General features: G+C 64.6%; 20 protein-coding genes and 1 pseudogene. 16 read left to right on the top strand and 5 right to left on the bottom strand.

Going from position 1 to position 26,808, the window contains the following annotated elements; all coding sequences use genetic code 11:
- Positions 1-193 precede the first annotated feature (193 nt).
- Both DL237_RS17445 and DL237_RS17440 read right to left on the bottom strand, forming a co-directional pair.
- Positions 194-862, bottom strand: coding sequence for an alpha/beta family hydrolase (locus DL237_RS17445; RefSeq protein WP_119400371.1), 669 nt, complete (start codon positions 860-862; stop codon positions 194-196).
- A 132-nt stretch (positions 863-994) separates the two neighbouring features.
- Positions 995-1,306: an ETC complex I subunit gene (locus DL237_RS17440; protein WP_119400400.1), complete on the bottom strand. Its 312-nt coding sequence runs from the start codon at positions 1,304-1,306 to the stop codon at positions 995-997.
- Positions 1,307-1,533: 227 nt separating this feature from the next.
- Between DL237_RS17440 and uvrB the strand changes: the two genes are divergently transcribed.
- The 8 genes from uvrB (at position 1,534) to DL237_RS17400 (ending at position 10,994) form a co-directional block, all read left to right on the top strand.
- Complete coding sequence (uvrB, locus tag DL237_RS17435) at positions 1,534-3,735, top strand: excinuclease ABC subunit UvrB (protein WP_119400370.1); 2,202 nt, start codon at positions 1,534-1,536, stop codon at positions 3,733-3,735.
- Between the two features lie 17 nt (positions 3,736-3,752).
- Entirely contained in the window at positions 3,753-4,286 is a 534-nt protein-coding gene (locus tag DL237_RS17430) for a YdcF family protein (protein ID WP_119400369.1), read from the top strand.
- 139 nt (positions 4,287-4,425) lie between these two features.
- The gene (locus DL237_RS17425) at positions 4,426-4,611 is read left to right on the top strand and encodes a PLDc N-terminal domain-containing protein (protein WP_119400368.1); all 186 of its coding nucleotides are present in this window, start codon (positions 4,426-4,428) and stop codon (positions 4,609-4,611) included.
- A 482-nt stretch (positions 4,612-5,093) separates the two neighbouring features.
- Positions 5,094-5,996: a lipid A-modifier LpxR family protein gene (locus DL237_RS17420; RefSeq protein ID WP_119400367.1), complete on the top strand. Its 903-nt coding sequence runs from the start codon at positions 5,094-5,096 to the stop codon at positions 5,994-5,996.
- 330 nt (positions 5,997-6,326) lie between these two features.
- Positions 6,327-6,947 carry a 30S ribosomal protein S4 gene (gene rpsD, locus DL237_RS17415; RefSeq protein ID WP_119400366.1) on the top strand — a complete coding sequence of 207 codons (621 nt, stop codon included), beginning with the start codon at positions 6,327-6,329 and terminating at the stop codon, positions 6,945-6,947.
- A 1,124-nt stretch (positions 6,948-8,071) separates the two neighbouring features.
- Positions 8,072-9,163, top strand: coding sequence for a histidinol-phosphate transaminase (gene hisC / locus DL237_RS17410; protein WP_119400365.1), 1,092 nt, complete (start codon positions 8,072-8,074; stop codon positions 9,161-9,163).
- Positions 9,160-10,074, top strand: coding sequence for a prephenate/arogenate dehydrogenase family protein (locus tag DL237_RS17405; protein WP_119400364.1), 915 nt, complete (start codon positions 9,160-9,162; stop codon positions 10,072-10,074). The genes hisC and DL237_RS17405 overlap by 4 nt, the downstream gene beginning before the upstream one ends.
- Positions 10,071-10,994 carry an extensin-like domain-containing protein gene (locus tag DL237_RS17400; RefSeq protein ID WP_233545041.1) on the top strand — a complete coding sequence of 308 codons (924 nt, stop codon included), beginning with the start codon at positions 10,071-10,073 and terminating at the stop codon, positions 10,992-10,994. The genes DL237_RS17405 and DL237_RS17400 overlap by 4 nt, the downstream gene beginning before the upstream one ends.
- On the opposite strand, the gene DL237_RS17395 is transcribed toward DL237_RS17400, so the two are convergent.
- Positions 10,995-11,990 (bottom strand): DUF2125 domain-containing protein, encoded by a 996-nt coding sequence (locus DL237_RS17395; protein WP_119400363.1) that lies wholly within the window; start codon positions 11,988-11,990, stop codon positions 10,995-10,997.
- 66 nt (positions 11,991-12,056) lie between these two features.
- Between DL237_RS17395 and DL237_RS17390 the strand changes: the two genes are divergently transcribed.
- The 3 genes from DL237_RS17390 to DL237_RS17380 all read left to right on the top strand — a co-directional run bounded on the left by DL237_RS17390 (position 12,057) and on the right by DL237_RS17380 (position 16,434).
- Positions 12,057-12,587 carry a gamma-glutamylcyclotransferase gene (locus tag DL237_RS17390; protein ID WP_119400362.1) on the top strand — a complete coding sequence of 177 codons (531 nt, stop codon included), beginning with the start codon at positions 12,057-12,059 and terminating at the stop codon, positions 12,585-12,587.
- An 80-nt stretch (positions 12,588-12,667) separates the two neighbouring features.
- The gene (locus DL237_RS17385) at positions 12,668-13,873 is read left to right on the top strand and encodes a biopolymer transporter ExbB (protein WP_119400361.1); all 1,206 of its coding nucleotides are present in this window, start codon (positions 12,668-12,670) and stop codon (positions 13,871-13,873) included.
- Positions 13,874-13,875: 2 nt separating this feature from the next.
- Positions 13,876-16,434 (top strand): peptidoglycan -binding protein, encoded by a 2,559-nt coding sequence (locus tag DL237_RS17380; RefSeq protein WP_119400360.1) that lies wholly within the window; start codon positions 13,876-13,878, stop codon positions 16,432-16,434.
- A 945-nt stretch (positions 16,435-17,379) separates the two neighbouring features.
- On the opposite strand, the gene clpA is transcribed toward DL237_RS17380, so the two are convergent.
- Together clpA and gloB are read right to left on the bottom strand one after the other, a co-directional pair.
- On the bottom strand, positions 17,380-19,719 hold the full coding sequence (gene clpA / locus DL237_RS17370) for an ATP-dependent Clp protease ATP-binding subunit ClpA (protein ID WP_119400358.1): 2,340 nt from the start codon (positions 19,717-19,719) through the stop codon (positions 17,380-17,382).
- Between the two features lie 173 nt (positions 19,720-19,892).
- Complete coding sequence (gloB, locus tag DL237_RS17365) at positions 19,893-20,657, bottom strand: hydroxyacylglutathione hydrolase (RefSeq protein ID WP_199672132.1); 765 nt, start codon at positions 20,655-20,657, stop codon at positions 19,893-19,895.
- A 60-nt stretch (positions 20,658-20,717) separates the two neighbouring features.
- Here gloB and DL237_RS17360 point away from each other — a divergent pair.
- The 5 genes and pseudogenes from DL237_RS17360 to atpD form a co-directional block, all read left to right on the top strand.
- Positions 20,718-21,461 (top strand): annotated as a pseudogene (locus DL237_RS17360) (hypothetical protein); the annotation flags it as partial.
- Positions 21,462-22,365: 904 nt separating this feature from the next.
- The gene (locus DL237_RS17355) at positions 22,366-22,932 is read left to right on the top strand and encodes a F0F1 ATP synthase subunit delta (protein ID WP_119400356.1); all 567 of its coding nucleotides are present in this window, start codon (positions 22,366-22,368) and stop codon (positions 22,930-22,932) included.
- Positions 22,932-24,470 carry a F0F1 ATP synthase subunit alpha gene (atpA, locus tag DL237_RS17350; protein ID WP_119400355.1) on the top strand — a complete coding sequence of 513 codons (1,539 nt, stop codon included), beginning with the start codon at positions 22,932-22,934 and terminating at the stop codon, positions 24,468-24,470. The genes DL237_RS17355 and atpA overlap by 1 nt, the downstream gene beginning before the upstream one ends.
- A gap of 17 nt (positions 24,471-24,487) precedes the next feature.
- Positions 24,488-25,363: a F0F1 ATP synthase subunit gamma gene (locus tag DL237_RS17345; protein ID WP_119400354.1), complete on the top strand. Its 876-nt coding sequence runs from the start codon at positions 24,488-24,490 to the stop codon at positions 25,361-25,363.
- 19 nt (positions 25,364-25,382) lie between these two features.
- A complete protein-coding gene (gene atpD / locus DL237_RS17340; protein WP_119400353.1) occupies positions 25,383-26,807 on the top strand; it encodes a F0F1 ATP synthase subunit beta in 1,425 nt (474 codons plus the stop codon).
- The last annotated feature ends 1 nt before the right edge of the window (position 26,808 follow it).

The raw sequence follows: 26,808 nt of genomic DNA, 5'->3' as shown, positions 1-26,808 counted from the left end.
GGGTATGAGCGTGGCGGCGGGCAGTGGCGCGACGGCGGGGGGTATGGTCTGTCTGCCGAGGCAGGGCACAGGGTTGGTCGGGTGGCGCGGCGGGGCCTTTGCCTTGCGCAAGGTTGGGGGAGCTGCGGAGGCGTTGCGCCGGTGGGCCGCATGATTGGGCGCGCCGGTTGGTCGGCGGGCAGGGCCGAGCGGCTCAGCGTGTCGGCACCAGCACGTCCTGCGCCCATGCCGCGATGGTCTCGCAGACCTCGGACAGGGTGTCGTCCTGGCTGCGGCCCGTCACCCGTTTGCGCGGCTTGAGGTCGTGATCGCCATCTTCGACCCAGTGCATCCGGACATGGCGCGACAGCGGCTGGCCTTCGACATCGCCGCGGGTGCCAAAGCGGTCGCGGGTGCCCTGGCAGACCAGGGTGGGGCAGGTCAGGTGGGCGAGATGCGCCGCGCGCGTCGACATCGCCTTGCCCGGGGCGTGGAATGGAAAGCCAAGGCAGACGAGGCCCGCGATCTGCTGCCGGGTGAAAAGGTCCTGGGCGATCAGGCTGGCGATCCTGCCCCCCATGGATTTGCCGGCGATGATCAGCGGGCCGGAACACTTCAACGCCTCGATCACGGAGAGGTATTCCGGGCACAAAAGCGCGGCCTTGGGTGGCGGGCGTTTGGATGCGCCGCCGCGGCGGGCGGCCATGTAGGCAAATTCGAACCGCGCGACGCGCATGCCGCGTCCGGCCAGGCCTTCGGCAAGGGTCGTCATCCAGGGGGTGTCCATGGGCCCGCCGGCGCCGTGTGCAAGCAACACGGTTGCGGGCGGCGTGGCACGGTCTGGCGCCGTGTCAGCGCCGTTGATCAGGAGTTGCGTCGTCATGCGAGGGCCACCTGCGGATGCAGCAAGAGCGCCCGAAGGCGCCCTCTATCCGATTGCGATGCGGTACCGGAAACTGGCGCGACGTCTACGGCGCGACCTGCGCCCGCCAGCCTGCCTGACCGCGAAACGGGATCAGTGCGTCCAGGCACCGCGGCGCTTGGTGGCGAAATTTTCACCGTAGCCGCCGGGGCGGACATTGGCCTTGCGCACCTGGGGTTCGGTGACCACGGCTTCGATGCCATGCTCTGCCGCATATTCAAGCGCGGCTTCCTTGGTGTCGAAGCGCAGGCGCACCTGTGTCTGCGTGTCGGCAGAAGAGGTCCAGCCCATCAGGGGATCAACCTCGCGTGCGGTGCTGGGGAAATATTCCAGCAGCCAGGACCGGGTCTTGGCGGTGCCCGATTGCATGGCGGTCTTGGTGGGGCGATAGATTCGTGCCTGCAGCATGGGGTGGCTCCTTGATGACGTCTCCTTATCGGGAATTTCTTAACGTACTGCAAGCGTCACGGGGCCTTTCGGGACCGGTTGCGCGGGCGGTTTCGGGCCACCCGGCGCGGCGATCGTGCGGTGCGCCGCCTTTTTGCCGTCCCTGCGGGCAGGATGTGCATCTGCGCGGGGTTGCGAAGCCGCGAAAAGGGGCCAATTCTAGAGGCAGACTGATCGGAGAGCCCATGCCCTACGCCCACAGCGACAAGACCATGCCCATGATGCATGCCCCCGCGCCCGACGTGAAGACGCGCGAAAAGCTGGAGGGCGGCAAGCGGCTGGTCATGCAGACCGAATTCAGCGCCGCCGGTGACCAGCCGACAGCGATTGCGGAACTGACGCAAGGCGTGCTGGAGGGCGAAAGGGACCAGGTGCTGCTGGGGGCAACCGGCACCGGCAAGACCTTTACCATGGCCAAGATCATCGAAAAGACGCAGCGCCCGGCGATCATCCTTGCGCCGAACAAGACGCTTGCGGCGCAGCTCTATGGCGAGTTCAAGAACTTCTTTCCCGACAATGCCGTCGAATACTTCGTCAGCTTCTACGACTACTATCAGCCCGAAGCCTACGTGGCGCGGTCCGACACCTATATCGAGAAGGAAAGCCAGATCAACGACCAGATCGACCGCATGCGCCACTCGGCCACGCGGGCGCTGCTGGAGCGCGACGACGTGATCATCGTCGCGTCGGTGTCGTGCATCTATGGTATCGGGTCGGTCGAGACATACGGCGCGATGACGCAGGATCTGAAGGTGGGCGGCGAATACAACCAGCGGCAGGTCATGGCCGACCTGGTGGCGCAGCAGTACAAGCGCAATGACCAGGCCTTCCAGCGCGGCAGTTTCCGGGTGCGCGGTGACAGCCTGGAGATTTTCCCGGCCCACCTTGAGGATCGCGCCTGGCGGCTGAGCTTTTTCGGCGAGGAGCTGGAGAGCATCACCGAATTCGATGCGCTGACAGGCGAAAAGACAAATACCTACAAGCAGATCCGCGTGTATGCCAACAGCCACTACGTCACCCCGAAACCGACGATGCAGCAGGCGATCATCGGCATCAAGAAAGAGCTGAAGCAGCGTCTCGATCAGTTGGTGGGCGATGGCAAGCTGCTGGAGGCACAGCGGCTGGAACAACGCACGACCTTCGATCTGGAGATGCTGGAGGCGACGGGCGTCTGCAACGGGATCGAGAACTATTCACGCTATCTGACCGGGCGCGCGCCGGGCGAACCGCCGCCCACGCTGTTCGAGTTCATTCCCGACAATGCCATCGTGTTTGCCGATGAATCTCACGTCAGCGTGCCGCAGATCGGCGGCATGTACAAAGGCGACTACCGGCGCAAGTTCACCCTGGCCGAACATGGCTTTCGTCTGCCGTCCTGCATGGACAACCGTCCGCTGAAGTTCGAGGAATGGGATGCGATGCGCCCGCAGTCGGTCTATGTCAGCGCCACCCCGGGCAAGTGGGAGATGGAGCAGACGGGCGGTGTCTTTACCGAACAGGTCATTCGCCCCACGGGCCTGATCGACCCGCAGATCGAGATCCGCCCCGTCGAGATGCAGGTCGATGACCTGCTGGACGAGGTGCACAAGGTCACGGCAAACGGATTCCGCACGCTGGTCACCACGCTGACCAAGCGGATGGCCGAGGATCTGACGGAGTACATGCATGAGCAGGGCATCAAGGTGCGCTACATGCACAGCGATATCGACACGATCGAGCGGATCGAGATCCTGCGCGATCTGCGCCTGGGCGCCTTTGACGTGCTGATCGGGATCAACCTGCTGCGCGAGGGGCTGGATATTCCCGAGTGTGGGCTGGTGGCGATCCTGGATGCCGACAAGGAGGGGTTCCTGCGATCGGAAACGTCGCTGATCCAGACGATCGGGCGGGCGGCGCGCAATTCGGAAGGGCGGGTGATCATGTATGCCGATCGGGTGACCGGCAGCATGGAGCGCGCCCTGGCCGAAACCGACCGCCGCCGCGAAAAGCAGATTGCCTACAACACCGAGCACGGGATCACGCCGACGACGATCAAGAAGAACGTCGAGGATATCCTGCAGGGTCTGTACAAGGGCGACGTGGACATGAACCGCGTCACGGCCAAGGTGGACAAGCCAATGGTCGGGGCCAACCTTCAGGCCCACCTGGACGGGCTGCGCGTGCAGATGCGCAAGGCCGCCGAGAACCTGGAGTTCGAGGAAGCCGCGCGCCTGCGCGACGAGGTCAAGCGGCTGGAGGCGGTCGAGCTGGCCGTTGCGGATGATCCGATGGCGCGGCAATCCGCCATCGAAGCCGCCGCCGAGGCCGGGTCGAAATCGCGCGGCCGGTCCACCGCGGGGCGCCCGGGTCAGCACGGTGGCAATGTGCAAAGGCGCAAGAAGCGGTGAGCCGCGCAGGGGAGACCATGCCGCTGCGTGCGACGGAGGACGCGGCGCCGGGCGAGGAGGGCACGACAGCCCTGCCGGTGGCCCTGATTCTGGGGGCGGCGGTCTGGCCCGGTGGCGTCGCGTCGCCCGCGCTGGAGCGCCGCGTGCGCCATGCCATCGACCTCTGGCAGGCCGGCGCGGTGGGGCGGCTGATCTGTTGCGGCGGTGTCGGCAATCATCCCCCCGCCGAGGCGCAGGTCATGCGCGGGATGCTGATCGAGGCCGGGGTGCCGGGAGAGGTGATCGGCGTCGAGGTGCGTTCGAAGGACACCATCTCGAATATCGGCAACGCCCTGGCGCAATACCCCGAGCTGTGGGATGGGCCGGTTCTGGTCGTGACCGACAGCTTTCACGCCTATCGCGCCCGCCGTATCGCGGTGTGGTTCGGGCTGGATGCGCAAAGCGCCAATGCGCCCGACGACGACATTCCGCCCGGCCTGATGCTTCGGGCGCGGCTGCGTGAGGCGGGGGCCATGGTGAAAACGACCATCTGGATGGCGCTGCACCACTGATCTGGCGTTACCTAACTGGCGGTGCAGGCAGGGACCGGCCGGGGGTGCTGGCAAAGGGCATAAGGCGCGGGCGCGGAACAAAACCGGGTGATGCGGCGTTTCAAATGCAACATCCCATGCAAGCAATTGGAGCCGGACAATGGAATATGGACTTCTGGGACTTATCGTCCTTATCGCCGACATTTATGCCATCTATCAAACCCTGACCTCCGGCGCATCGACCGGCAGCAAGATCCTTTGGGTGCTGCTGATCCTGATCCTGCCCGTCATCGGTTTCATCCTTTGGCTGGTGGCTGGTCCGCGCGGCGGCAGCGTACGCGTCTGACCTTGCAGGATTGGCCCTGAGGCTTGACCGCTTCCTGAGGCTTGACCACTTGCGGTTGGCCGGTCGCGGCTGAATGCGCCAACCAGACACGACCAAGAACAGAAGGGCCATCGCATGATTTGCGGTGGCCCTTTTCGTATGGGTGCAGGGGGCGTTTGGGCGCAGGGGGCCTTGCGGTTGCGAAAGGATATGGGCCACCGCGCGACTGCACCAGATTTGCAACAAGGCTGACCAAGTTGCGTGCCCGCCGACGCTGGTTCTGGCCCGGATTCGCCGGTGGGGTGTAATAAATTTCTAATATTCGATGTGTGTTATGCGGGAAGCAGACAGATCGGGACCAAGGCGAACGGGCCAAAGCCGATCGGGCCGGGGAAATGGGGCCGGGAAAAATGGGGCCGGACACATCGGCCCGGGGACCCGGCGGCGAGATGCCGCGAGACGGCGCGCCGGATGTGGGGACAGAGTTGAAGGGGAGAGGCATCATGAACCGCAAGGGGATCCAGGTCGTGGCGGTCGTTCTTGCCGCCCTTCTGTGCCTGCCGGGGGGCGCGTCGGCGCGCGAGTTCCTGGGGTATGGCCGCCAGGTCAGCAACGACTTTCTGGGCGATGGCAAGGACCGCTGGCACACCGGGTCAGCCAGCGCCAGTCGGATCTGGGGCGATCCCTGGCTGGGGCGGCTGCCGCAAGAGTTTGGAAACATTCTGGAATTGCGCATCGCGGGCGAAATCATGGCCCCGGCCAAGCTGCGTCGGCCCGAGCCGGGCGACAGACCCTATGCGACGATGTTGTCCTTTGGCCTGCACAGCCATTTCGACTGGCAGGGGCTGGAAACCTCGCTTGGCAGCGACCTGGTGCTGACCGGGCCGATGACCGGGCTGCCGTGGTTGCAGGAAACGGTGCATGACTGGCTCAGCATCTCTTCGGCGTCGGCGCGGGTGCGCGCGGCCGAGGTGCCCGACGGCGTCCATCCGACGCTGGCCTTCGAAACCGGGCGCGGCTATGCGATCGGGGCGGCGCGGCTCAGGCCTTTTCTGTCAGGCCGTTGGGGGGACGAGACGCTGTTGCGCGCGGGCGCCGATGTCAGCTTTGGCCCGGTTGGCATCGCGGAGCTGCTGGTGCGTGACCGGGTGACGGGCCAGCGTTACCGGGTGGTGCAGGACAAGGCCCCCGGTGCGGCGCTGGTCGTGGGGGCGGATTATGCCTATGTGCACGACACGATCTATATGCCCCGACCGCGCGACACCCGCAGCCGGGTACGTGCGGGGGTGCATGTGCAGCTGCGCCGCGGCAGCGGGTTTTACGGGCTGACCTGGATGGGGCCGGAGTTCGAGGGCCAGCCGGAGGGCCAGGTCGTCGGCACCGCACGGCTGAAGTTCGAGTTCTGATCCGGGGCCCTGCTCGGCGGCGCGCGGCCCCTGTAAACACTGGTTCGACGCCCGTATTTTTATGACCTTGCCTGATTGACTCTGTCCGGGTCGCGTATATAAGCGCGGCTCCATTGGTGTTGGTGGCCCCCGCAAGGGGATGCCTGTCATGGGCGAGGATCAGAGCAGGGCAACCCGATCGGATCCGCGTACCAAGAGGACAACGCCCTTTCAGTCCGAGGCTTTGCCGGGGCTGGCCCTGTCCGCTGACCTCCCTTGTTTTCAAGGGGTTCGCCGGAAAAGGGCCGGTTTCACAGGGGCCGGGGACGCACTAGAGAAAGGATATCAGCCGTGACCAAACGCACGTCTGCCAAGTACAAGATCGACCGCCGCATGGGCGAAAACATCTGGGGTCGCCCGAAGTCCCCGGTCAACCGTCGTGAATATGGCCCCGGCCAGCACGGTCAGCGCCGCAAGGGCAAGGTTTCGGATTTCGGTCTGCAACTGCGCGCCAAGCAGAAGCTGAAAGGCTACTACGGCGACATGACCGAAAAGCAATTCCGTCGCATCTTTGCGGAAGCTGAGCGGGTCAAGGGCGACACCGGCGAGAACCTGATCGGCCTGCTGGAACGCCGCCTGGACGCGGTTGTCTACCGTGCCAAGTTCGTGGCGACCGTCTTTGCCGCCCGTCAGTTCGTGAACCACGGCCACGTCACCGTGAACGGCAAGCGCGTCAACATCCCGTCCTACCGCGTCAAGGAAGGCGATGTCGTCGAGGTCCGCGAGAAGTCCAAGCAGATCGCCGTCGTCATGGAAGCCACGCAGCTGTCCGAGCGTGATGTGCCCGACTATATCGATGCCGACCACTCCAAGCTGACGGCCACCTTCGTGCGGACCCCGGGTCTGAGCGATGTGCCCTACCCGGTTCAGATGGAACCGCACCTGGTCATCGAATTCTACGCTCAGAACTGATCAGGTTCAGAGCCGAAAACTCCGAAAGGGTCGCACCGCTGGTGCGGCCCTTTTTCGTTTGGGGGTGCCCCGCAGCGCGGGACATGCGGATCCGCGGGTGCAATGTCGGTGCAGTGGCGGATGGGCCGGGCCAAGCCATTGATATTGCGTAATTCGCACGTCGGTATCTGGGCGGTATCGAAACGGTTTCCGAACGGTGTGGAAAACGGCGTCGGGGCCTCTGGATTGCCCCGTCGATGGGGAGGGCGGCAGGCGGATGAGTGCGGCGGGAGGAACATGTCCCGCGGGGCGCTGCGTGACCTTGCCGCGCTGGGCGCTGGGCGCTGCGGAGGGCGTGATGCTGACCGGAGGCCTGCGCGGCCCGACGATCAGGTCGCAATCTGGTACGTCGCACATCGGCGGCCGCTTCTGCGTCGGCCGGGCATCGATGCGCGGCTTTTCCTGCGGTGGTTCCGGGTTGCGCCATCCGGCAGTGGCGGGGCGGCCCGCGCTTGGCGGCAACCTCTGCGCGCTGGCGCGTCTGGTTGCCCCGTGCCGGAAGCTGTTGCGGCCCGCCTGCTGCCCGAGATTGCTGCCCACATCACGCCGGGTATCTTTGTCGATACGGGCAGCCTCTGGGCGATGGGTGCAAGCGGCGGCGGGATCTGTGGCGCGGGCATGGTCGACGACGGTTTCGGCCTGCGCATCCCTGTCGGGGGGGGGCGTTCATGCTGCGCACCGGCGGTGGCCTGCTGCGACTGGACATCGCGGAACCGGTGCAAACGGAAAGCTGCGACAAGCTACAGGACGCGCCGGGCAGCTTTGAACGCTGTTTCTGAGGCATAAATGTCAGCCCCCATATCCCGCGTCCGGCGAGGCGGGGCGCCCCCGGGCCAACCCGCGCCAGAGCGAGCACAGGCCGTCGGTTTGCCGCCTTGGGCCGAGCCGTTTGATTTGGCTGAAAAATCTTTGGACTGATGGGTCTGCTTTCTTGCCGCTGTTGGTCCTGTCCCCTCTGCCCGCCGGGTGCCATTGCCGCTGGGTCAGTGTGCGGGCGCGGCAGGCTTTTCGCGGCTGGTACAGACTTCATCTTTCATTGCCCCTGTTTCGCGGCTAGAAGTTGGTCCGTTGCAAGGTGCGAGACAATGACCCAAACGATTACGCCCCAACCGGGAATCCTCGAAATCGCCCTGTATGAGGGTGGCCAGTCGAAAGTCGACGGCGTCAGCGACGTCGTCAAACTGTCGTCCAATGAAAACCCCTATGGCGCGGGCGAGGCGGCAATCGACGCCTTCCGTCGTGCTTCGTACGAATTGCACCGTTATCCCAACACCGACCATGCCGCCCTGCGCGAGGCGATCGGCGCCCAGCACGGTCTTGATCCCGCCCGCATCATCTGCGGCGTCGGGTCGGACGAGATCATCCATTTTCTGTGTCAGGCCTATGCCGGTCCGGGCGACGAGGTCCTGTTCACCGAGCATGGCTTTGGCATGTACCGCATTTCCGCCCTTGCCGCCGGGGCCACCCCGGTCGAGGTGAAGGAGCGTGAGCGGGTGACAGATGTCGATGCCCTGCTGGCGGGGTGCACCGAAAATACCAAGCTGGTGTTCATCGCCAACCCCAACAACCCCACCGGCACGATGATCGGCGGGAACGAGGTTGCGCGTCTGGCCGACGGTCTGCCGCCGCAGGCGATCCTGGTGCTGGACGGGGCCTATGCCGAATACGTCGAAGGGTTCGATGGCGGTGCGGCGCTGTTGGAGCAGCGTGAAAACGTGGTGATGACGCGGACCTTTTCAAAGATCTACGGTCTGGGCGGTCTGCGCATCGGCTGGGGGTACGGCCCCAAGGCGATCATCGACGTGCTGAACCGCATTCGCGGCCCCTTCAACCTGTCGAATGCCCAGCTTGCCGCCGCCGAAGCGGCCGTCAAGGATCAGGCGCATGTCACTCGCAGCCGCACCGAAAACACGCGGATGCGGTCCTGGCTGGCCGAGGCGCTGGCCGAACACGGCGTGCCCTCGGATACGTCCTGCGCCAACTTCATCCTGGCCCGTTTCGCCAGCGCCGAGGAAGCCGAGGCCTGCGACAGTTTTCTCAAGGGGCGTGGCCTGATCGTGCGCCGGGTCGCCAGTTACAAGCTGCCGCATTGCCTGCGCATCACGGTGGGCGACGAATCCTCCTGCCGCCGCGTGGCCCATGCGATCGGCCAGTTCAAGGCCGGAGCGGACGCGTGATCTACAACAAGGTTGCTCTGATCGGGCTGGGCCTCATCGCCTCGTCCATCTTCTGGTCTGCGAAACGTGGCGCGCTGGCAGGGCAGGTCACGGGCTATGCCCGTTCTGCCGCCACCCGCGACACTGCGCGCCGCATCGGGTTGTGCGACACCATATGCGACACGGCGGCCGAGGCCGTGGCCGACGCCGACCTGGTGATCCTCTGCGTGCCCGTTGGGGCCATGGGCGCGGTCGCCGCTGAAATCGCGCCGCACCTGAAACCGGGGGCCGTCATTTCGGATGTCGGATCGGTCAAGAAAGCGGTGATCGAGGCGGTTCAGCCGCATATCCCCGATGGCGTGCACTTTATCCCGGCGCACCCGCTTGCAGGCACCGAGCATTCCGGCCCGAAATCCGGCTTTGCCGAACTGTTCGACAACCGCTGGTGCCTGCTGGTCCCGGTCGAGGGCAGCGACGCGGCCAAGGTGGCAGAGTTGCGCGCCTTTTGGGAAGGGCTGGGGTCCAACGTCGAGGAAATGGATGCCGAGCATCATGACCTCGTGCTGGCCGTCACATCGCATACGCCGCACCTGATCGCCTATACGATGGTCGGCGTGGCCGACGATCTGCGCCGCGTGACGGACAGCGAAGTCATCAAGTATTCCGCCGCCGGGTTTCGCGATTTCACCCGGATCGCGGCCAGCGATCCGACGATGTGGCGCGATGTCTTCATGACCAACAAGGACGCGACGCTGGAAATCCTCGGGCGTTTCACCGAGGAACTGTTCGCCCTGCAACGCGCCATCCGCACCGGCGACGGCGATCTGCTGTTCGACTATTTCACCCGCACCCGTGCCATCCGGCGCGGCATCATCGACGCGGGACAGGATACCGATGCGCCCGACTTCGGGCGCGTGGCAGGGCGCAAGTGAAGCCGCTGCTGTTCGGGCTGCTCTGCCTTCTGCCCCTTGCGGCGGTTGCGCAGGCCCCCGAACGGTCGCTGCGCCCCCTTGCCTCGCCCCGCGTGCTGGCGGCCCCTGCAACGCCACCGGTCGCTGCGGACCCTGCCGCCGAGCCATCAGCCAGGGCCGCTGGTCCCGCGCCGAAACTCCGCCCGCTTGCCCGGCCCGAGGCCGCATTGGCCGCGATCGCGACCGCGCCGCGTGATCCGGCGCGGGCCGAGACGATGGGCGTGACGCGCGAATTGCCACCCACCCCGGACGGCATCCAGATCTCCCGACGGCCCAAGGCTCGGCCTGGCGACATCCGCACGCTGGCCCGCGTTCAGCAGTCGGCACCGCCGTCGCCAAAGGTCGCGCAGGTCAAGGGCCAGATTTGCGGCGACCCGGCGTTGCAGGGTATCGTCGTCGGGCGTGTCACCGCCGGCCTGTCGGCCTGCGGGATCGACAATGCCGTGCGTGTGCAGTCCGTCCGCGGCGTCAAGCTGTCGACCAGCGCCCTGATGGATTGCAACACCGCGACGGCGGTGCGCACCTGGGTCGACAAGGGGCTGCTGCCGGTTGTGGGCAATTACGGCGGCGGCGTCAGCGGGCTTCAGATTGCGGGCAGCTATGCCTGCCGTACCCGAAACCACGTCAAGGGCGCGCGCATTTCCGAACATGGCAAGGGGCACGCCATCGACATTGCCGCGATACGCCTGCGCGATGGCAGCACCCTCAGCGTGCTGAACGACTGGGGCAAGGGCAAGAAGGGCCGCATCCTGAAGGCGTCACATGCGGCGGGTTGCCAGATCTTCGGCACCACGCTGGGCCCTGAATCCGACGCCCAGCACCGCAACCACTTTCATTTCGATACGGCCCCGCGTAGCCGTGGGGTCGGGTACTGCCGCTGATCAGCGCAGCCGAAAAACCGGCGCGGCGCCCAGCGACACCGGGCCGAGGTAGATGCGTCCGTCACGCAGGCTGAGGGTGATATCGAGCGTATCGGGATTGCCCCCCATCCGCGCCATCAGCCCCAGCGTCGATTCGGCCAGCCCCGCGGCCGACGCATCAAGCGCCCCGGCGGCCACTGCGCCCTGCAACATCTGCCGCCAGTTGCGCGCCTGAAGGCTGACATCGCCCCTGGCCTGCCCGTTTTCGTCGACCTCCAGATCCGCCGCGACCTGCAACGCCAGCTCGCCCCACTCGACGCGTGCCAGGGCAAGGTCGATGTGGCGCGGTTGCGGGCGCGCCTGGTTTATCGCCGAGATATCCCACGGCTTGTCAAAGGTGACCGTTGCATCCAGCCGCATTTCCTGCAGGCGATCGGGCAGGGCCATTCCCGTGGTGACACGGTTGCGCAGCGTCTCGGGCGGGGCGACGCCGGTGGCCAGCAGGCCCAGACGATAGGTCTTCTCGTCGTCCGCGTGTTGCGACATCGCCAGGCTGAGGTGATCCAGCGCCGCAGGCTGCGGTCCGGACACCACCAGCGCATCGCCCGTCAGCTGCGCGCGATCCAGTTGCAGGCTGGGGCCGGCGTGCAGCCGCAGAGAGGCCCGCAGATCGTCGTTCGTGATCGGAAACGTGGCCTCGGGCGTGCGCACCGTCAGCTGCTTTGGTGCCACGGCAATGACATGGTTGGGCTGATAGGACAGCGCCATGATGGCGAACTTCGGCATCTCGAGTGCGACACCCGTCGCCGGGTCGGCCAGCGCCATGTCGCGCCACACCGCATCCAACCGGTTGGGATAGCCCTGCACCCCGAATCCGGCGTATTCCGCCTGCCACCCCTCGGCGCGGCGCGCGGCAAACCACTGCTCCAGCGCGCGCTTTTCCGTATGGGCGGCGATGAACCAGTAGCCGGACCACAGCGCCGCCGCCGCCAAAATCACGATCAACAGACGTTTCATGCAGCTGCCCCCTTTTCGGTGTCTCGCCCATGTTGTTTATACGGCCCCGAAAGAGAAGGACCAGTGATGCCAATGTGGGTTTTCGGCTACGGATCGCTTTTGTGGAAACCGGGGTTCACGCCGACGGCGCAGGTCGTCGCGCGCCTGGCCGGGTATGCGCGCTCCTTCTGCATGTCCTCGATCCATCATCGCGGTTCGCAGGAAGAGCCTGGTCTGGTGCTGGCGCTGGACGAACAGCCCGGCGCCGCCTGCACCGGCCTCGCGCTCGAGGTTGCCCCCGATCAGGAGGAGAGCGTGCTGGCCTATCTGCGCGAACGAGAGCTGGTCTCCTCGGCCTATATCGAAAAGATCCTGCCGGTCGAACTGGCGGATGGCCGCACCGTCGACGCCGTCACCTATGTGATCGATGCCGGGCATGTGCAATATTGCGGCGGTCTGCCGCTTGAGGAACAGGCCCATATCATCGCCCGCGCCACGGGCGGAATGGGCCCCAACTCGGAGTATCTCTGGAACACCGCCCGGCATCTGGACGACCTCGGCCTGGGCGATGAAGATTTGACATGGCTGGCCGCGCGAGTCAGCGCAATTCTGGGATAAATCCTTTCCTTGCAATGGGAAAAACCATAGACTCGATGCAACGAGAACCACACCAAGAACCAAAATCGGGGCACGTCCGGATGGATCATACGGACCGCGAGGTCGCGCAGCAATTTTCACAGCCCATCCGCCAGATCATCCTGATGTTGATTGTCATCGGGATGAGCGGGGCAGGGGCGGTTTTTGCTGCGCCCAGCGTCTTGCCGGTGTTCATTCCGAACCCCTATCTGAACGGCTTTATCGCCTTTGTCTTCGTGCTGGGCGTGCTGGCCTGCTTTTGGCAGGTGGTGCAGCTGATCTCTTCCGTGCGCTGGATCGAACGGTTTACCTCGGGCAACCTCGAATCGATCGAACATGCGCCGCGCCTGCTGACGCCGCTGGCGACCCTGCTGGGGGCCCGCAACAAGCGGATGCAGATTTCCTCGACTGCCGCGACCTCGATCCTTGAATCGGTCGTCACGCGCATCGACGAGGCGCGCGAAATCACCCGCTACATCACCTCGCTGCTGATCTTCCTCGGGCTGCTGGGCACGTTCTACGGCCTCGCCACCACGGTGCCCGCCCTTGTCGAAACCATCCGCAGCCTTGCGCCGCAGGACGGCGAGGATGGCATCGCGGTGTTCACCCGCCTGATGGCCGGGTTGCAGGGGCAACTCGATGGCATGGGCGTGGCCTTTGCCTCCTCCCTGCTGGGTTTGACCGGATCGCTGATCGTCGGTCTGCTGGAACTGTTCGCGGGCCACGGCCAGAACCGTTTCTACCGCGAGCTTGAGGAATGGCTGTCGACCATCACCCGGCTCGGCCTTGCCGAAGGCGACGGTGCGGCGGACCAGTCGATTCTGGTCGGCGTGCTCGACAATATCGGCGAGCAGATGGAGGGGATGCAGCAGATGTTCGCCCGCTCGGATCAGGCCCGCGCCGAGGTCGACTACAAGCTCTCCGCGCTGGCCGACACCATCGAACGCCTGACGGACCGGATGGCGGCGCAGAACGCCGTCACCAGCCCGATTGCCGAGGCGCTGAGCCGTATTGCCGACGGCCAGGACGCGCTGCTGGCCAAGCTGGCGGAAACCTCTGAGGGGATCGACGCCGAAAGCCGGATGCGCCTGCGCTCAATGGACGTGCAACTGCTTCGTATCCTTGAAGAAATCAGCGCCGGCCGACACGAGACGATGGCCGAGTTGCGCACCGACATCGCCGCCCTCAGCCGGGTCATTTCGCAAACCCAGCGGGGCCAGATCAGCCGCGTCGCGCCGCCCCGCTCCGACATTGATCAGGACGGCTGACCATGGCCCTGTCCCGCAGATCCGGCGCCCGGCTTCAGGCCAATATCTGGCCCGGATTCGTCGACGCGATGACCGGTCTGCTGATGGTGCTGATGTTCGTCCTCACCATCTTCATGGTCGTCCAGTTCACGTTGCAGGAAACCATTACCGGCCAGAAGACCGAGCTTGACGATCTCTCCTCCGACCTTGCCGCGCTCAGCCGGGCTTTGGGGCTGGAACGCGACCGCTCCGCGCAGCTGGAAACGCAGGTCGGCAGCCTGACCTCCACTCTGGACAATGCCCGGACCCGCGCCGATCAGCAGGACGCGCTTATCGCCTCGCTGACGCAGGCGCGCGACCGGACACAGGATGCCCTGCGCCAGGCCCAGGCTCAGATCACCGATTTCGAGGCGCAGGTTGCGACCCTGCTGTCGCAGCGCGATGAGGCCCGGGGCTCGATCACCGCGCTGGAGGCTGAGCGCGATCAACTGGCCAGCGACCGCGATGCGCTGCAACTGGCCGTGGCACAGGCCCGTGATGAAATCGACGCGCAGGCCGAAGCGGCCCGCCTGTCGGCCGCAAGACGCGAGGCGCTGGAGGCCCTGATCGCCAGTCTGAAATCCGATCAGGCCGAGGTGGGCGCGCAGAACACCGCCCTGACCGCCCGTGTCGAGGACCTGGAAAACCAGCTCTCCGAAGAGGAAAAGACCCGCCTTGCCGAAGCCGCCGCCGCCGAACAGCTGCGCGAAAAGCTGAAGAATGCGCAGGATGAATTGACCTCGATGACCCTTGCGTTGGAATCACAACGCAAGAAGGCCGAAGATACCCTGACCCTGCTGGCCGCCGCCCAGGCCGCCGAAAAGGATCTGGATGACAAGCTGCTTGCGGCCTTGCTGGCGCGCGACACCGCCCAGGCCTCCGCCGATCAGTTGCAGGACGACCTGACCCGCACGCAGGACCGTCTGGCCGAGGCCGAAACCGGGCGCGAAGCCAGCTTTGGCCAATTGACGGCGCTGGAAAATGCGCTGTCCCAGGCGCTGGCCGATGTCGATGATCGCGATGCCAAGCTGGCCGAACTCGAAGGGCGTCTGGCAGTGCTGGAAAAGACCCTTGCCACCAGCGAGACCGCGCGTGACGATCTGACCCGGCAGGCCGCCGGGTTGCGCGACCAGATCGACGCGGCCCGCGCGGCGCAGGCGCAGGCCGAAACCGCCACCGACACGGCCCGGGCCGCCACCGAGACGTTGCGCCAGAACATGCAGACCCAGATCGACACGCTGAGGGCGGATGCGGCAGAGCGAGAGGCCGCGCTGACGGCTGCCCTGGATCAGGCGCAGGCCGAAACCGCGGAAAAGGTCGACGCGGTCGAGGAAATCCGCCTGCGCATCGTCGCGTTGGAGGCCGCGCTGGCCCGTGCCGCGCAGGAAAAGACCGGGCTGGAAGATCGCCTGAACGCCGCGCTTCAGACCGGCAGCCAGACCGAGAAACTGCAAGCCGACAAGACCGCGCTTGAGGGCGAGCTGTCGCGCGTGCAGCAGCAGGCCGAAGGGCGTGCCGCCGAAATCGCCACCCTGCAGGACAAGCTGACGACGCTGGAGGCGGCGCTGACGCGCACGCAATCCGCCCTCGATGCCGCTGACGCCACCCATGCCGAGGAACTGGCCTCGATCCAGAAACGTCTGGCCGAGGCGCTGGCCGCGAAAAAGGCGGCGGAGGCCGCGGCGAGCGACCGCGACACGGTGCGACAGCAACTCGCCGCCGCCCTTGCCGCCAAACTTGCCGCCGAGCAGGACGCCAGGGACCAGCTGAGCGAGACCGAGCAGCGCCAGATCCTGCTGCGTCAGGCCAATCAGGCGCTGGAACAGGAAGAGGCGAAATCGGCGGAAAGCCAGCGGCGCGCCGCCCTGCTCAATCAACAGGTGTCCGCCCTGCGCACCCAGCTCGCCGGGTTGCAGGCGCTTCTGGATGACTACAAGGCCCGCGAAGACGCCAGCCAGGTCAAGATCCAGTCGCTCGGCTCCGATCTCAACGCGGCGCTTGCCCGTGTCGCCGCCGTCGAAAAGAAAGAACGCCAGCGTCTTCAGGAAGAGGCAGAACGCCTCAAGGCCGAGGCCAACAGGCTTGAGAAATACCGGTCCGATTTCTTTGGCCGGATGCGAGAGATCCTGGCCGGGCAGGACGGGGTGCGCATCGTCGGTGACCGGTTCGTCTTTTCCTCGGAGGTGCTGTTCGCCACCGGCAAGGCCGACCTGTCAGACGCGGGCAAGGCGCAGATCGACCAGATCGCCGGCCTGTTGTGGGAAATCAGCGACGAAATCCCCCCTGAGATTGACTGGATCATCCGTGTCGACGGCCATACCGACAACGTGCCGCTGTCCGGTGCGGGTGAATTTCGCGACAACTGGGAGCTGAGCCAGGCCCGCGCCCTGTCCGTCGTGCGCTACATGGCCGATTCGCTTGGCATCCCGCCGCGCCGCCTGTCCGCCAACGGATTTGGTCAGTATCAACCGATTGCCGTCGGCAACAGCCCCGAGGCCCGCGCCCTGAACCGCCGGATCGAACTGAAATTCACCGAACGCTAGGCGCCGCGCTACGCCGCGACGCGGGCCGGGCGCCACGGCTGTCGATCGAGCCGTCGCGGGGCGCGCAGAACCGTCCGGTATAGGGGCCGCGGCGCGAAGCAACGGCGCGGTCTCGCTCCTTCCCTCGGCTGCCCCCCGGCGGCAGGGATCGGTGTGGTCCCTGCCGCGCTGCGAAATACCAGCGCATCACCGGCCTGCGCCCCGAGGCCATGTCCACAGCAAGATCGCCGCCCAGCGTCGTGCGCCCGTCAGTGCTGGCCCGGATCGCATCGCACGACGGCACGGCGGGGGCAAAGCCCAGGTTGATCAGCCGCCCCTGTTATCGGATTGCCGTGTCGCTTCTCAGTGCCCCCACACCGCCGCGCCTGTGAAGGTCCGGGGCAAACGGGGGGATGTCGCGCGCCCTTGCGCAGGGTCAGGTGAAGGGGGGCAAACTGGGTCCGCCCGGACAGTCCGATCACCCCCGGCGGGGCGCTCCCCGGTGCAGAGATGCCGGATTGCACGCGCATGTGGCGATGCTGGGTTTCCCGACCGTCGGATTGCGCGATGACCCCGCCATTGGCGCAGCCTTGACCCTCGCTGCGGGTATCTTCGGGGGAGGTGTCGGCCCGGTCGATCAAGCCGTCGCGGGGTGCGCGCAGGATTCCCGGGGCCGCCGCCCGCACCCGAACCGCGGCCAGAGATGGCAGCGCGATATCGGCACCCTTGTGCCCATCAGCGGGCAGACCGCGTCAGGTGAACTCCGTCGCAGTCGTTTTCGGGTCGTGATCGCCATGTTTCTGGATATGGCATGTCCGCCCCGGCGTGCAGTCCACCGGCAGCAGCGAAAAAAGGCGCGCGCCCGGTGTCTTGTCGTTCGCGCCATGGCCGGCCTGCGGCAGGGCCGCCAGGCATGAAAAAGGGCGGGGAGTCGTCTCCCCGCCCTTTTCCGGTCTCGTCGCAGGATTACTCCGCGGTCAGCAGCGGTGGCTTGTTGCCAGCCAGACGCAGCTTGTCCGGCCCGTCCATTTGCAGATCCAGTTCGCCGTTCTTGACGGCGACGCGGACCACACCGCCCTTGGTCAGCTTGCCGAACAGCAGCTCTTCGGCCAGCGGTTTCTTGATGTGTTCCTGGATCACACGGGCCAGGGGGCGGGCCCCCATCTTGTCGTCATAGCCCTTGTCGGCCAGCCATTCGGCGGCGGGCCGGGTCAGTTCGATGCTCACCCCACGGTCCAGCAGCTGGGCCTCAAGTTGCAGCACGAATTTCTCGACCACCTGCATGATCACTTCCTTGGGCAGCGGCGCAAAGGAAATCACGGCATCCAGACGGTTGCGGAATTCGGGCGTGAAGGTCCGCTCGATTGCGGCCGTATCCTCGCCCTCGCGCCGGTCGCGGCCAAAGCCGATGGCCGATTTCGCCTGTTCCGTCGCGCCCGCGTTCGACGTCATGATCAGGATCACGTTCCGGAAATTCACCGTGCGCCCATTGTGATCGGTCAACTGGCCGTGGTCCATCACCTGCAACAGGATGTTGTAGACATCCGGGTGCGCCTTTTCCATCTCGTCCAGCAGCAGCACGCAATGCGGATGCTGGTCGACGCCGTCGGTCAGCAGGCCACCCTGATCGAAACCGACATACCCCGGAGGGGCGCCGATCAGACGCGAAACCGCGTGTTTCTCCATGTATTCCGACATGTCGAAGCGCAGCAGTTCGACGCCCAGCGTATCGGCCAGCTGGTTGGCGACCTCGGTCTTGCCGACGCCGGTCGGCCCAGCGAACAGGTAGTTGCCGATGGGCTTTTCAGGCTCGCGCAGACCGGCCCGCGCCAGTTTGATGGCCGAAGACAGCGCATCGATCGCCGCGTCCTGACCAAAGACGACGCGCTTCAGCGAGGCCTCCAGGTCTTTCAGGACCGCCGCGTCATCCTTGTTGACCGATTTCGGCGGGATCCGCGCGATCTTGGCAACAACCGCCTCGATTTCCTTGACGCCGATGGTCTTGCGGCGCTTGCTCTCCGCGATCAGGTGCTGCGCCGCACCGGCTTCGTCGATCACGTCGATCGCCTTGTCCGGCAGCTTGCGGTCATTGATGTAGCGCGCCGCCAGTTCCACCGCGGTGCGGATCGCATCGTTGGTGTACTTGATCGCGTGGTGTTCTTCGAAGTACGGCTTCAACCCCTTGAGGATCTTGACCGAATCCTCGACCGAGGGCTCGTTCACGTCGATCTTCTGGAACCTGCGCGACAGGGCGCGGTCCTTTTCGAAGTGCTGGCGGAACTCCTTGTAGGTGGTGGAGCCCATGCAGCGCAGCTTGCCGCCCTGCAATGCCGGTTTCAGCAGGTTCGACGCATCCATCGCGCCGCCCGACGTCGCCCCGGCACCGATCACGGTGTGGATCTCGTCGATGAACAGCACCGCGTCGGGGTGCGCCTCAAGCTCCGTCACGACGGATTTCAGGCGTTCCTCGAAATCGCCGCGATAGCGGGTGCCGGCCAGCAGCGCCCCCATATCCAGCGAAAAGATGGTGGTTTTCGACAGAACCTCGGGGGTTTCGCCGGAAACGATCTTGCGCGCCAGCCCTTCGGCGATCGCGGTCTTGCCGACGCCGGGGTCGCCCACCAGCAGCGGATTGTTCTTGCGGCGGCGGCAGAGCACCTGAATGCACCGCTCCACCTCGGATGCGCGTCCGATCAGCGGATCGACATCGCCCTCACGCGCCTTGACGTTGAGGTTCACGCAATATTTGTCCAGAGCAGATTCCTTCCCGTCGTTGTCGCTTGCAGCGGATTGGGACGTATTCGAGGAATTCTGCCGTTCTTCATCGGGCGCACCCGTGACAGGGCGGCTTTCGCCATAGGCGGGGTCTTTCGCGACGCCATGGGCGATGAAGTTGACGGCATCGTAGCGCGTCATGTCCTGCTCCTGCAGGAAATAGGCGGCGTTCGATTCACGCTCGGCAAAGATGGCGACAAGGACGTTTGCCCCCGTCACCTCGGTCCGACCCGAGCTTTGAACGTGGATGGCGGCGCGCTGGATCACGCGCTGAAAGGCGGCTGTGGGCACGGCTTCGGACCCATCGATATCGGTCACGAGGTTGGCAAGCTCCTCGTCGACGAATTCGACAAGAGTTTGTCGCAATTCCTCGGTATCAACCGAGCAGGCTTTCATGACACGGGTCGCATCCGGTTCATCGATCAGGGCCAATAGCAGATGTTCAAGCGTCGCGAATTCGTGACGCCGGGCATTTGCCAGCGCCAGCGCTGCATGGATTGCCTGTTCCAGGGTGGTCGAGAATGAAGGCACTGTGGTGCTCCTTTTCGATCTGTGTCGGAGCGGGGTAGAAAACGAGCCCCAATTCCAACCATGGCCTCTTAGTCTTAAAGTTTGGTCGATCTGGACCCAGCTTCAAGGATTTTCTGCGGCTGCGTGATCACATTTCGCTGCACAACCGGCGTATAGCGTGACAAATCGGCGTTTCAGAAAGCGTCTTTCCGGCGTCTGACTTCGGCAAAGACCTCTTGCGCGGTGGCGCCCTGCAAACCGACGGCTTCAGCGACAGAGGGCTGACCGGAACGCAGAAAGGGGTTTGTGTCCATTTCGTCAGAGAGGAGAGACGGCACTGTCGGCTGACCGGCCGCACGCGCGGCGTCAACCGCGTCGATACGAGATATAAGTGCGGGATTTTCCGGTTCAATCGTCCGGGCGAATTTCGCATTCGCCTGCGTGTATTCGTGGCCCGAACAGACCACCGTGTCGCCGGGCAGGGCCGCCAGCTTGGACAGGCTGTCGTGCATCTGTTCGAACGTCCCCTCGAACACGCGGCCACAGCCAAGGGCCATCAGGCTGTCGGCGGTAAACAGCAGCTTTGCCCCCGCCATGTGAAACGCGATATGGCCCAGCGTATGGCCGGGAACTTCGATCACCGACCATTCCGCGTCGCCCGCACCGCCGGTATCGCCCTCGGCCACATAGCGGTCCATCGTCGGCATCTTGTCGGCCTCGGCCTGCGGTCCGATCACGGTCAGATCGGGAAACCGGGCGCGCAGGTCGGCGATGCCGCCGACGTGGTCATGGTGGTGATGGGTGATCAGCAGCGTCTCGGGCAGCCAGCCGCGCGCCTCCAGCGTGGCGATGATCGGCCCGGCCTCGGGGGCGTCGATGATGCAGGTGCCCTCTGGTCCATGCGTCAGATAGGCATAGTTGTCTTTCAGGCAGGGCACGGTGACGAGTTCAAGGGCCATGGTCAAATTGTCCTTCCTTGCTATTGTCCCTGAGTGAAACCGATCAGAGGGCGGCTTGCAATGCACCTGGATGTGCAGGACCTGCGGAATTTCTATTATCGGTCCACACTGGGCCGGGCGGCACAGAGCAATGTGCGCAACCAGATGTTGAAACTCTGGCCCGAGGCAAAGGGCCAGACGGTTCTGGGGTACGGCTTTGCGGTGCCCCTGCTGCGCCCCTACCTTGCCGATGCCCGCCGCGTGATCGCCCTGATGCCCGGGCCGCAGGGGGTCATGCCCTGGCCAGCCGGAATGCCGAACGTGTCGACCCTGTGCGAAGAAACCCTGTGGCCCATCGACACCGGCCACGTCGACAAGCTGGTGGTGATGCACGGGCTGGAAACCTCCGAACGCGCGACGGATCTGCTCGAGGAATGTTTCCGCGTGCTCGGGCCCGGCGGCAAGGCGCTGTTCATCGTGCCGCACCGCTCCGGGTTGTGGTCGCGCTCGGATCGCACGCCCTTCGGCTATGGCCGCCCCTACAGCCAGGGTCAGCTCGAATCCCAGCTCAAGCTGCACTCCTTCCTGCCCGAACGCCATGTCCATACCCTCTACCAGCCGCCATCGCATCGCCGGTTCTGGCGCAAGACGGCCCCGTTCTGGGAACGGCTTGGCGGAACGCTGTCGATGGTCGTGTCCGGTGGTGTACTGATGGTCGAGGCCAGCAAACGGGTGCAGGCTCCCTCCGGTCCGGGCGAAAAGGTCCGCCGGTCTTCGGGTCTGCGTGTCCTCGAAGGGCTGGCGGCGCCAAAGCCCGAAACCGCCCGCAGCGGCGGTGTGGGTCGCAACTGTCACGACCAGCCCGACGGGGCGTTCGGGGGCCAGCAGGGGGATCAGCAGGGCGCCCGGCGAAGGGGCCAGTTCAGCGGCCCGGCGAAGGGCCGCACACGGGTGCTGGCGAAGGGCTGACCACCACAGGGCTGACCACCACAGGGCGAACGACGCGGGCTGACGACTGCACGGCTGACGACGCGGGCTGACGACGCGGGCAGCGCCGCACCGAATCGATGGTGCTCCGGTCCGGCGGGCAGATCTTCGGCGGCAGGCGCGGGCCTCTTGCGACAGGCCATGACCGCCCCGCCGGATGCCGGGACGGGCAGGGATGGGCGGGGCCGATGTGGGCGGGGCCGATGTGGGCGGGGCAGGGATGGGCCTTTTGTCGGCCTTGCACCGTTCGGATACCGTCAAGATACCGACGTGAATACCGCATTCCGCCGGCACCCCCTGCAGGGCGCGTGGGCGCCGGGGAAACCACCTCGGATCAGACCGGAAAAATCGCGTGAAATTCCCCTCGACTGCGTTATCCTTGCAACGTCTCGCGGGGTTATCGGCAAGACCCACACGATTTCTTAAGAAATACTGATAGTGCCACCTTCGGACGAATCCTTGATAATGCAGGAAAAGCTGCCATAGGTGAAATCCCGAAAAGGTGAACAATTTCTAGCCCTTTGGGGTCAAAGCTGGATGTGCGTACGGGGGCCAATACGGCGTTACCCCCTGAAAACACTGAAAAAGCGGCCGGTTTGCTGAGCGCGCAAAGCACCTCAAGCGGGTTGATGGGGGGGCAGGGCTCTGCTACACCCACGCCGATTTTGATGCTTTGGCTGCGCCAAGGCTGCAAACCCCCTGCGCCGGTGTTTTTGCCGGTACGGGGCCAGACATCGGAAGGGTGGACGTGTCCGAACCAGCTTCGATCTCCTACGGCATCGCCTCGCGCTATGCCTTGGCCGTTTTCGAGATTGCGCGCGAGAATGGCGAGCTGTCCGAACTTGATGCCAGCATTGCCAAACTTGCAGAAGCACTCGACGTCAGCGCCGACCTGCGCGACGTGATCGCTTCGCCCATCCTCAGCCGTGCCGAGCAGGAAAAGGCGATCTCCGCCGTTGCCGCCGGGCTTGAGCTGATGCCGAGTGTCCAGAACACCCTGGCCCTGATGGCGCAGAACCGCAGGCTGTTCACGCTGCCGCAATTCGTGCAGCGTTCGAACGAACTGATCGCCGAGGAAAACGGCGAAGTGACCGCAGATGTCATCAGCGCCACCAAGCTGACTGCCGCGCAGTCCAAGAAACTCTCTGCCACGCTTGCCGAAACTGTCGGCAAGACCGTGAAACTCAACACGACCGTCGATGAATCCCTCATCGGTGGTCTGGTCGTCAAAGTGGGCTCGCGCATGGTCGATACGTCGATCCGCACGAAGCTGAACGCACTCCAGAATGTCATGAAAGAGGTCGGATAATGGGAGTCCAAGCAGCCGAAATTTCTGCTATCCTGAAGGAGCAGATCAAGAACTTTGGCCAGGATGCCAAGGTGGCCGAGGTTGGTCGCGTGCTCTCCGTCGGTGACGGTATTGCCCGTGTGCATGGCCTCGACAATGTTCAGGCCGGCGAGATGGTGGAATTCCCCGGTGGGATCCGCGGCATGGCCCTGAACCTCGAGACCGACAACGTCGGTGTCGTGATCTTCGGGTCCGACCGTGACATCAAGGAAGGCGATACCGTCAGCCGCACCAACTCCATCGTGGACGTGCCTTGCGGCAACGGCATGCTGGGGCGCGTGGTCGATGGTCTCGGCAACCCGCTGGACGGCAAGGGCCCCATCGAGGCGACCGAGCGGCGCGTCGCCGACGTCAAGGCGCCGGGCATCATCCCGCGCAAATCGGTTCACGAACCCATGGCAACCGGCCTGAAATCGGTCGACGCCATGATCCCGATCGGCCGTGGCCAGCGAGAGCTGATCATTGGCGACCGTCAGACCGGCAAGACCGCCGTGGCGCTCGACACGATCCTGAACCAGAAGTCCTACAACGAAGCCGCCGGCGACGATGAAGGCAAGAAACTGTACTGCATCTACGTTGCCATCGGTCAGAAACGCTCGACCGTTGCGCAGCTGGTGAAGAAGCTGGAAGAGACCGGCGCGATCGAATATTCGATCGTCGTGGCCGCAACCGCTTCGGACCCCGCACCGATGCAGTACCTGGCGCCCTACACCGCGACCGCAATGGCGGAATTCTTCCGCGACAACGGCCGCCACGCGCTGATCATCTATGATGACCTGTCCAAGCAGGCCGTCGCCTACCGCCAGATGTCGCTGCTGCTGCGTCGTCCGCCGGGGCGTGAAGCCTATCCGGGTGACGTGTTCTACCTCCACTCCAGACTTCTGGAACGTTCGGCAAAACTGAACGAAGACTTCGGCTCCGGCTCGCTGACGGCTCTGCCGATCATCGAAACCCAAGGTGGCGACGTTTCCGCGTTCATTCCGACCAACGTGATTTCGATCACCGACGGCCAGATCTTCCTGGAAACCGAACTGTTCTACCAGGGCATCCGTCCCGCCGTGAACACCGGTCTGTCGGTGTCGCGCGTTGGTTCGTCGGCGCAGACCAAGGCAATGTCGAGCGTGGCCGGTCCGGTGAAACTGTCGCTCGCCCAGTACCGCGAGATGGCGGCCTTCGCCCAGTTCGGCTCCGACCTCGACGCCGCGACCCAGCGTCTGCTGAACCGTGGTGCACGTCTGACCGAGATCATGAAGCAGCCGCAGTATTCGCCGCTGACCAACGCGGAAATCGTCTGCGTCATCTTCGCCGGTACCAATGGGTATCTCGACAAGGTCGCCGTCAAGGACGTCGGTCGTTTCGAGGCCGAGCTGCTGAAATTCCTGCGCAACTCGCGCCCGGAAATCCTTCAGTGGATCACCGACGAGGATCCGAAGATCAAGGGCGAACCCGCGGACAAGCTCAAGGCAGCACTCGACGAATTCGCCGCTGACTTCGCCTAAGCCCGAGGGAGGACGACATGCCTTCTCTGAAGGATCTCAAGAACAGGATCGCGTCGGTCAAATCGACCCGCAAGATCACCAAGGCCATGCAGATGGTTGCCGCGGCGAAACTTCGCCGCGCGCAAGAGGCTGCCGAAGCCGCCCGCCCCTATGCGGAACGCTTTGACGCGGTTCTGGGCCAGCTCGCCGCTTCGGTGGGCGGGTCCGATACCGGGCCAAAGCTGCTGTCGGGGACCGGCAAGGACGACGTGCACATGCTCGTCGTCATCACGGCCGAGCGCGGCCTTTGCGGCGGGTTCAACACGAACATCGTCAAGAAGGCCAAGCAGAAGATCAGAGAGCTGAAGGCGGCTGGCAAGACGGTGAAGATTCTCACCGTCGGCAAGAAGGGCCGTGAGCAGCTGCGTCGCGAATACAGCGACGCGATGGTCGGTCATATCGATCTGAGTGGCATCAAGTCGCTGGGCTACGTCAATGCACAGGATATCACCCGTGATCTTCTGAACCGCTTTGACGAAGGCGAATTCGACGTCGCGACGATCTTTTACGCCTCGTTCCAGTCGGTGATCGCGCAGACGCCGACGGCCATGCAGGTCATCCCGGCGCAGTTCGATGCGCAGGACGGTGAAACCACCGGCCCGCTCTACGAATACGAGCCGAGCGAGGAAGCCATCCTTGCCGACCTGCTGCCGCGCGGTATCGCCACGCAGATCTTTGCGGCGCTGCTGGAAAACGCTGCGTCCGAGCAGGGCGCGCGGATGTCCGCGATGGACAACGCGACCCGCAACGCAGGCGAGATGATCGACAAGCTGACGATCCAGTACAACCGCTCGCGTCAGGCCGTCATCACCAACGAGCTGATCGAAATCATTTCGGGCGCCGAGGCGCTCTGACGAAACCGGAGACCAACACATGGCAAACGCAAAAGGCAAAGTGACCCAGGTCATCGGCGCCGTTGTGGACGTGCAGTTCGAGGATAGCCTGCCAGCAATTCTCAACGCGCTGACAACTGACAACAACGGTAACAAGCTGGTTCTGGAAGTCGCGCAACACCTGGGTGAGAACACCGTTCGCACCATCGCAATGGACGCGACCGAAGGTCTGGTCCGTGGTCAGGCCGTCGAAGACACCGGCGCACCCATCATGGTGCCGGTCGGCAACGCGACCCTGGGCCGCATCCTGAACGTCATCGGCGAGCCGGTTGACGAAAAGGGCCCCGTCGAAGCGGAAGAATACCGTGCCATCCACCAGCCTTCGCCGGAATTCATCGAGCAATCGACCGAATCCGTCGTTCTTGAAACCGGCATCAAGGTCATCGACCTGCTGGCGCCCTACGCGAAGGGCGGCAAGATCGGCCTGTTCGGCGGCGCCGGTGTGGGCAAGACTGTTCTGATCATGGAACTGATCAACAACATCGCAAAGGTGCACTCGGGTTACTCCGTGTTCGCCGGTGTTGGCGAACGGACCCGTGAAGGGAACGACCTTTACCACGAGATGATCGAATCCAACGTCATCAAGCCCGACAACCTGGCCGAATCGCAAGTGGCCCTGGTTTACGGTCAGATGAACGAGCCTCCGGGGGCACGTGCCCGTGTTGCGCTGACCGGCCTGACCCTGGCCGAACAGTTCCGCGACCAGTCCGGCACCGACGTTCTGTTCTTCGTCGACAACATCTTCCGCTTTACGCAAGCGGGTTCCGAGGTTTCGGCTCTGCTCGGCCGTATTCCTTCGGCTGTGGGCTACCAGCCGACGCTGGCCACCGACATGGGTGCGATGCAGGAACGCATTACCTCGACCAAGTCCGGTTCGATCACCTCGATCCAGGCCGTCTACGTTCCCGCGGATGACCTTACCGACCCGGCGCCGGCAACCACCTTTGCCCACCTTGACGCCACGACCAACCTCAACCGTGCGATCTCGGAACTCGGCATCTACCCCGCCGTTGACCCGCTCGACTCGACCTCGCGTCTGATGGACCCGCAGATCATCGGTGAAGAGCACTATCAGGTGGCCCGTGACGTTCAGGGTATCCTGCAACGCTACAAGTCGCTGCAGGACATCATCGCCATCCTCGGGATGGACGAACTGTCGGAAGAAGACAAACTGACCGTGACGCGCGCGCGCAAGATCCAGCGCTTCCTGTCGCAGCCCTTCGACGTGGCAAAGGTGTTCACCGGCTCCGACGGTGTGCAGGTGCCTCTCGAAGACACGATCAAGTCGTTCAAAGCCGTTGTGGCTGGCGAATACGACCACCTGCCCGAATCCGCCTTCTACATGGTCGGCGGCATCGACGAGGTGATCGCCAAGGCCGAGAAGATGGCCTCGGAAGCCGCGTAAG

Origin of the sequence: Pseudooceanicola sediminis (assembly GCF_003575965.1) — a bacterium.
GTDB classification, from domain to species: Bacteria; Pseudomonadota; Alphaproteobacteria; order Rhodobacterales; family Rhodobacteraceae; genus Pseudooceanicola; species Pseudooceanicola sediminis.
This window is presented reverse-complemented; position numbering and strand designations above follow the sequence as displayed.

Coding starts and splice junctions, on each gene's coding strand:
- DL237_RS17445 (WP_119400371.1), bottom strand. CDS start 862: ATGACGACGCAACTCCTGATCAACGGCGCTGACACGGCGCCAGACCGT.
- uvrB (WP_119400370.1), top strand. CDS start 1,534: ATGCCCTACGCCCACAGCGACAAGACCATGCCCATGATGCATGCCCCC.
- DL237_RS17430 (WP_119400369.1), top strand. CDS start 3,753: ATGCCGCTGCGTGCGACGGAGGACGCGGCGCCGGGCGAGGAGGGCACG.
- DL237_RS17425 (WP_119400368.1), top strand. CDS start 4,426: ATGGAATATGGACTTCTGGGACTTATCGTCCTTATCGCCGACATTTAT.
- DL237_RS17420 (WP_119400367.1), top strand. CDS start 5,094: ATGAACCGCAAGGGGATCCAGGTCGTGGCGGTCGTTCTTGCCGCCCTT.
- hisC (WP_119400365.1), top strand. CDS start 8,072: ATGACCCAAACGATTACGCCCCAACCGGGAATCCTCGAAATCGCCCTG.
- DL237_RS17395 (WP_119400363.1), bottom strand. CDS start 11,990: ATGAAACGTCTGTTGATCGTGATTTTGGCGGCGGCGGCGCTGTGGTCC.
- DL237_RS17390 (WP_119400362.1), top strand. CDS start 12,057: ATGCCAATGTGGGTTTTCGGCTACGGATCGCTTTTGTGGAAACCGGGG.
- DL237_RS17385 (WP_119400361.1), top strand. CDS start 12,668: ATGGATCATACGGACCGCGAGGTCGCGCAGCAATTTTCACAGCCCATC.
- DL237_RS17380 (WP_119400360.1), top strand. CDS start 13,876: ATGGCCCTGTCCCGCAGATCCGGCGCCCGGCTTCAGGCCAATATCTGG.
- gloB (WP_199672132.1), bottom strand. CDS start 20,657: ATGGCCCTTGAACTCGTCACCGTGCCCTGCCTGAAAGACAACTATGCC.
- atpA (WP_119400355.1), top strand. CDS start 22,932: ATGGGAGTCCAAGCAGCCGAAATTTCTGCTATCCTGAAGGAGCAGATC.
- DL237_RS17345 (WP_119400354.1), top strand. CDS start 24,488: ATGCCTTCTCTGAAGGATCTCAAGAACAGGATCGCGTCGGTCAAATCG.
- atpD (WP_119400353.1), top strand. CDS start 25,383: ATGGCAAACGCAAAAGGCAAAGTGACCCAGGTCATCGGCGCCGTTGTG.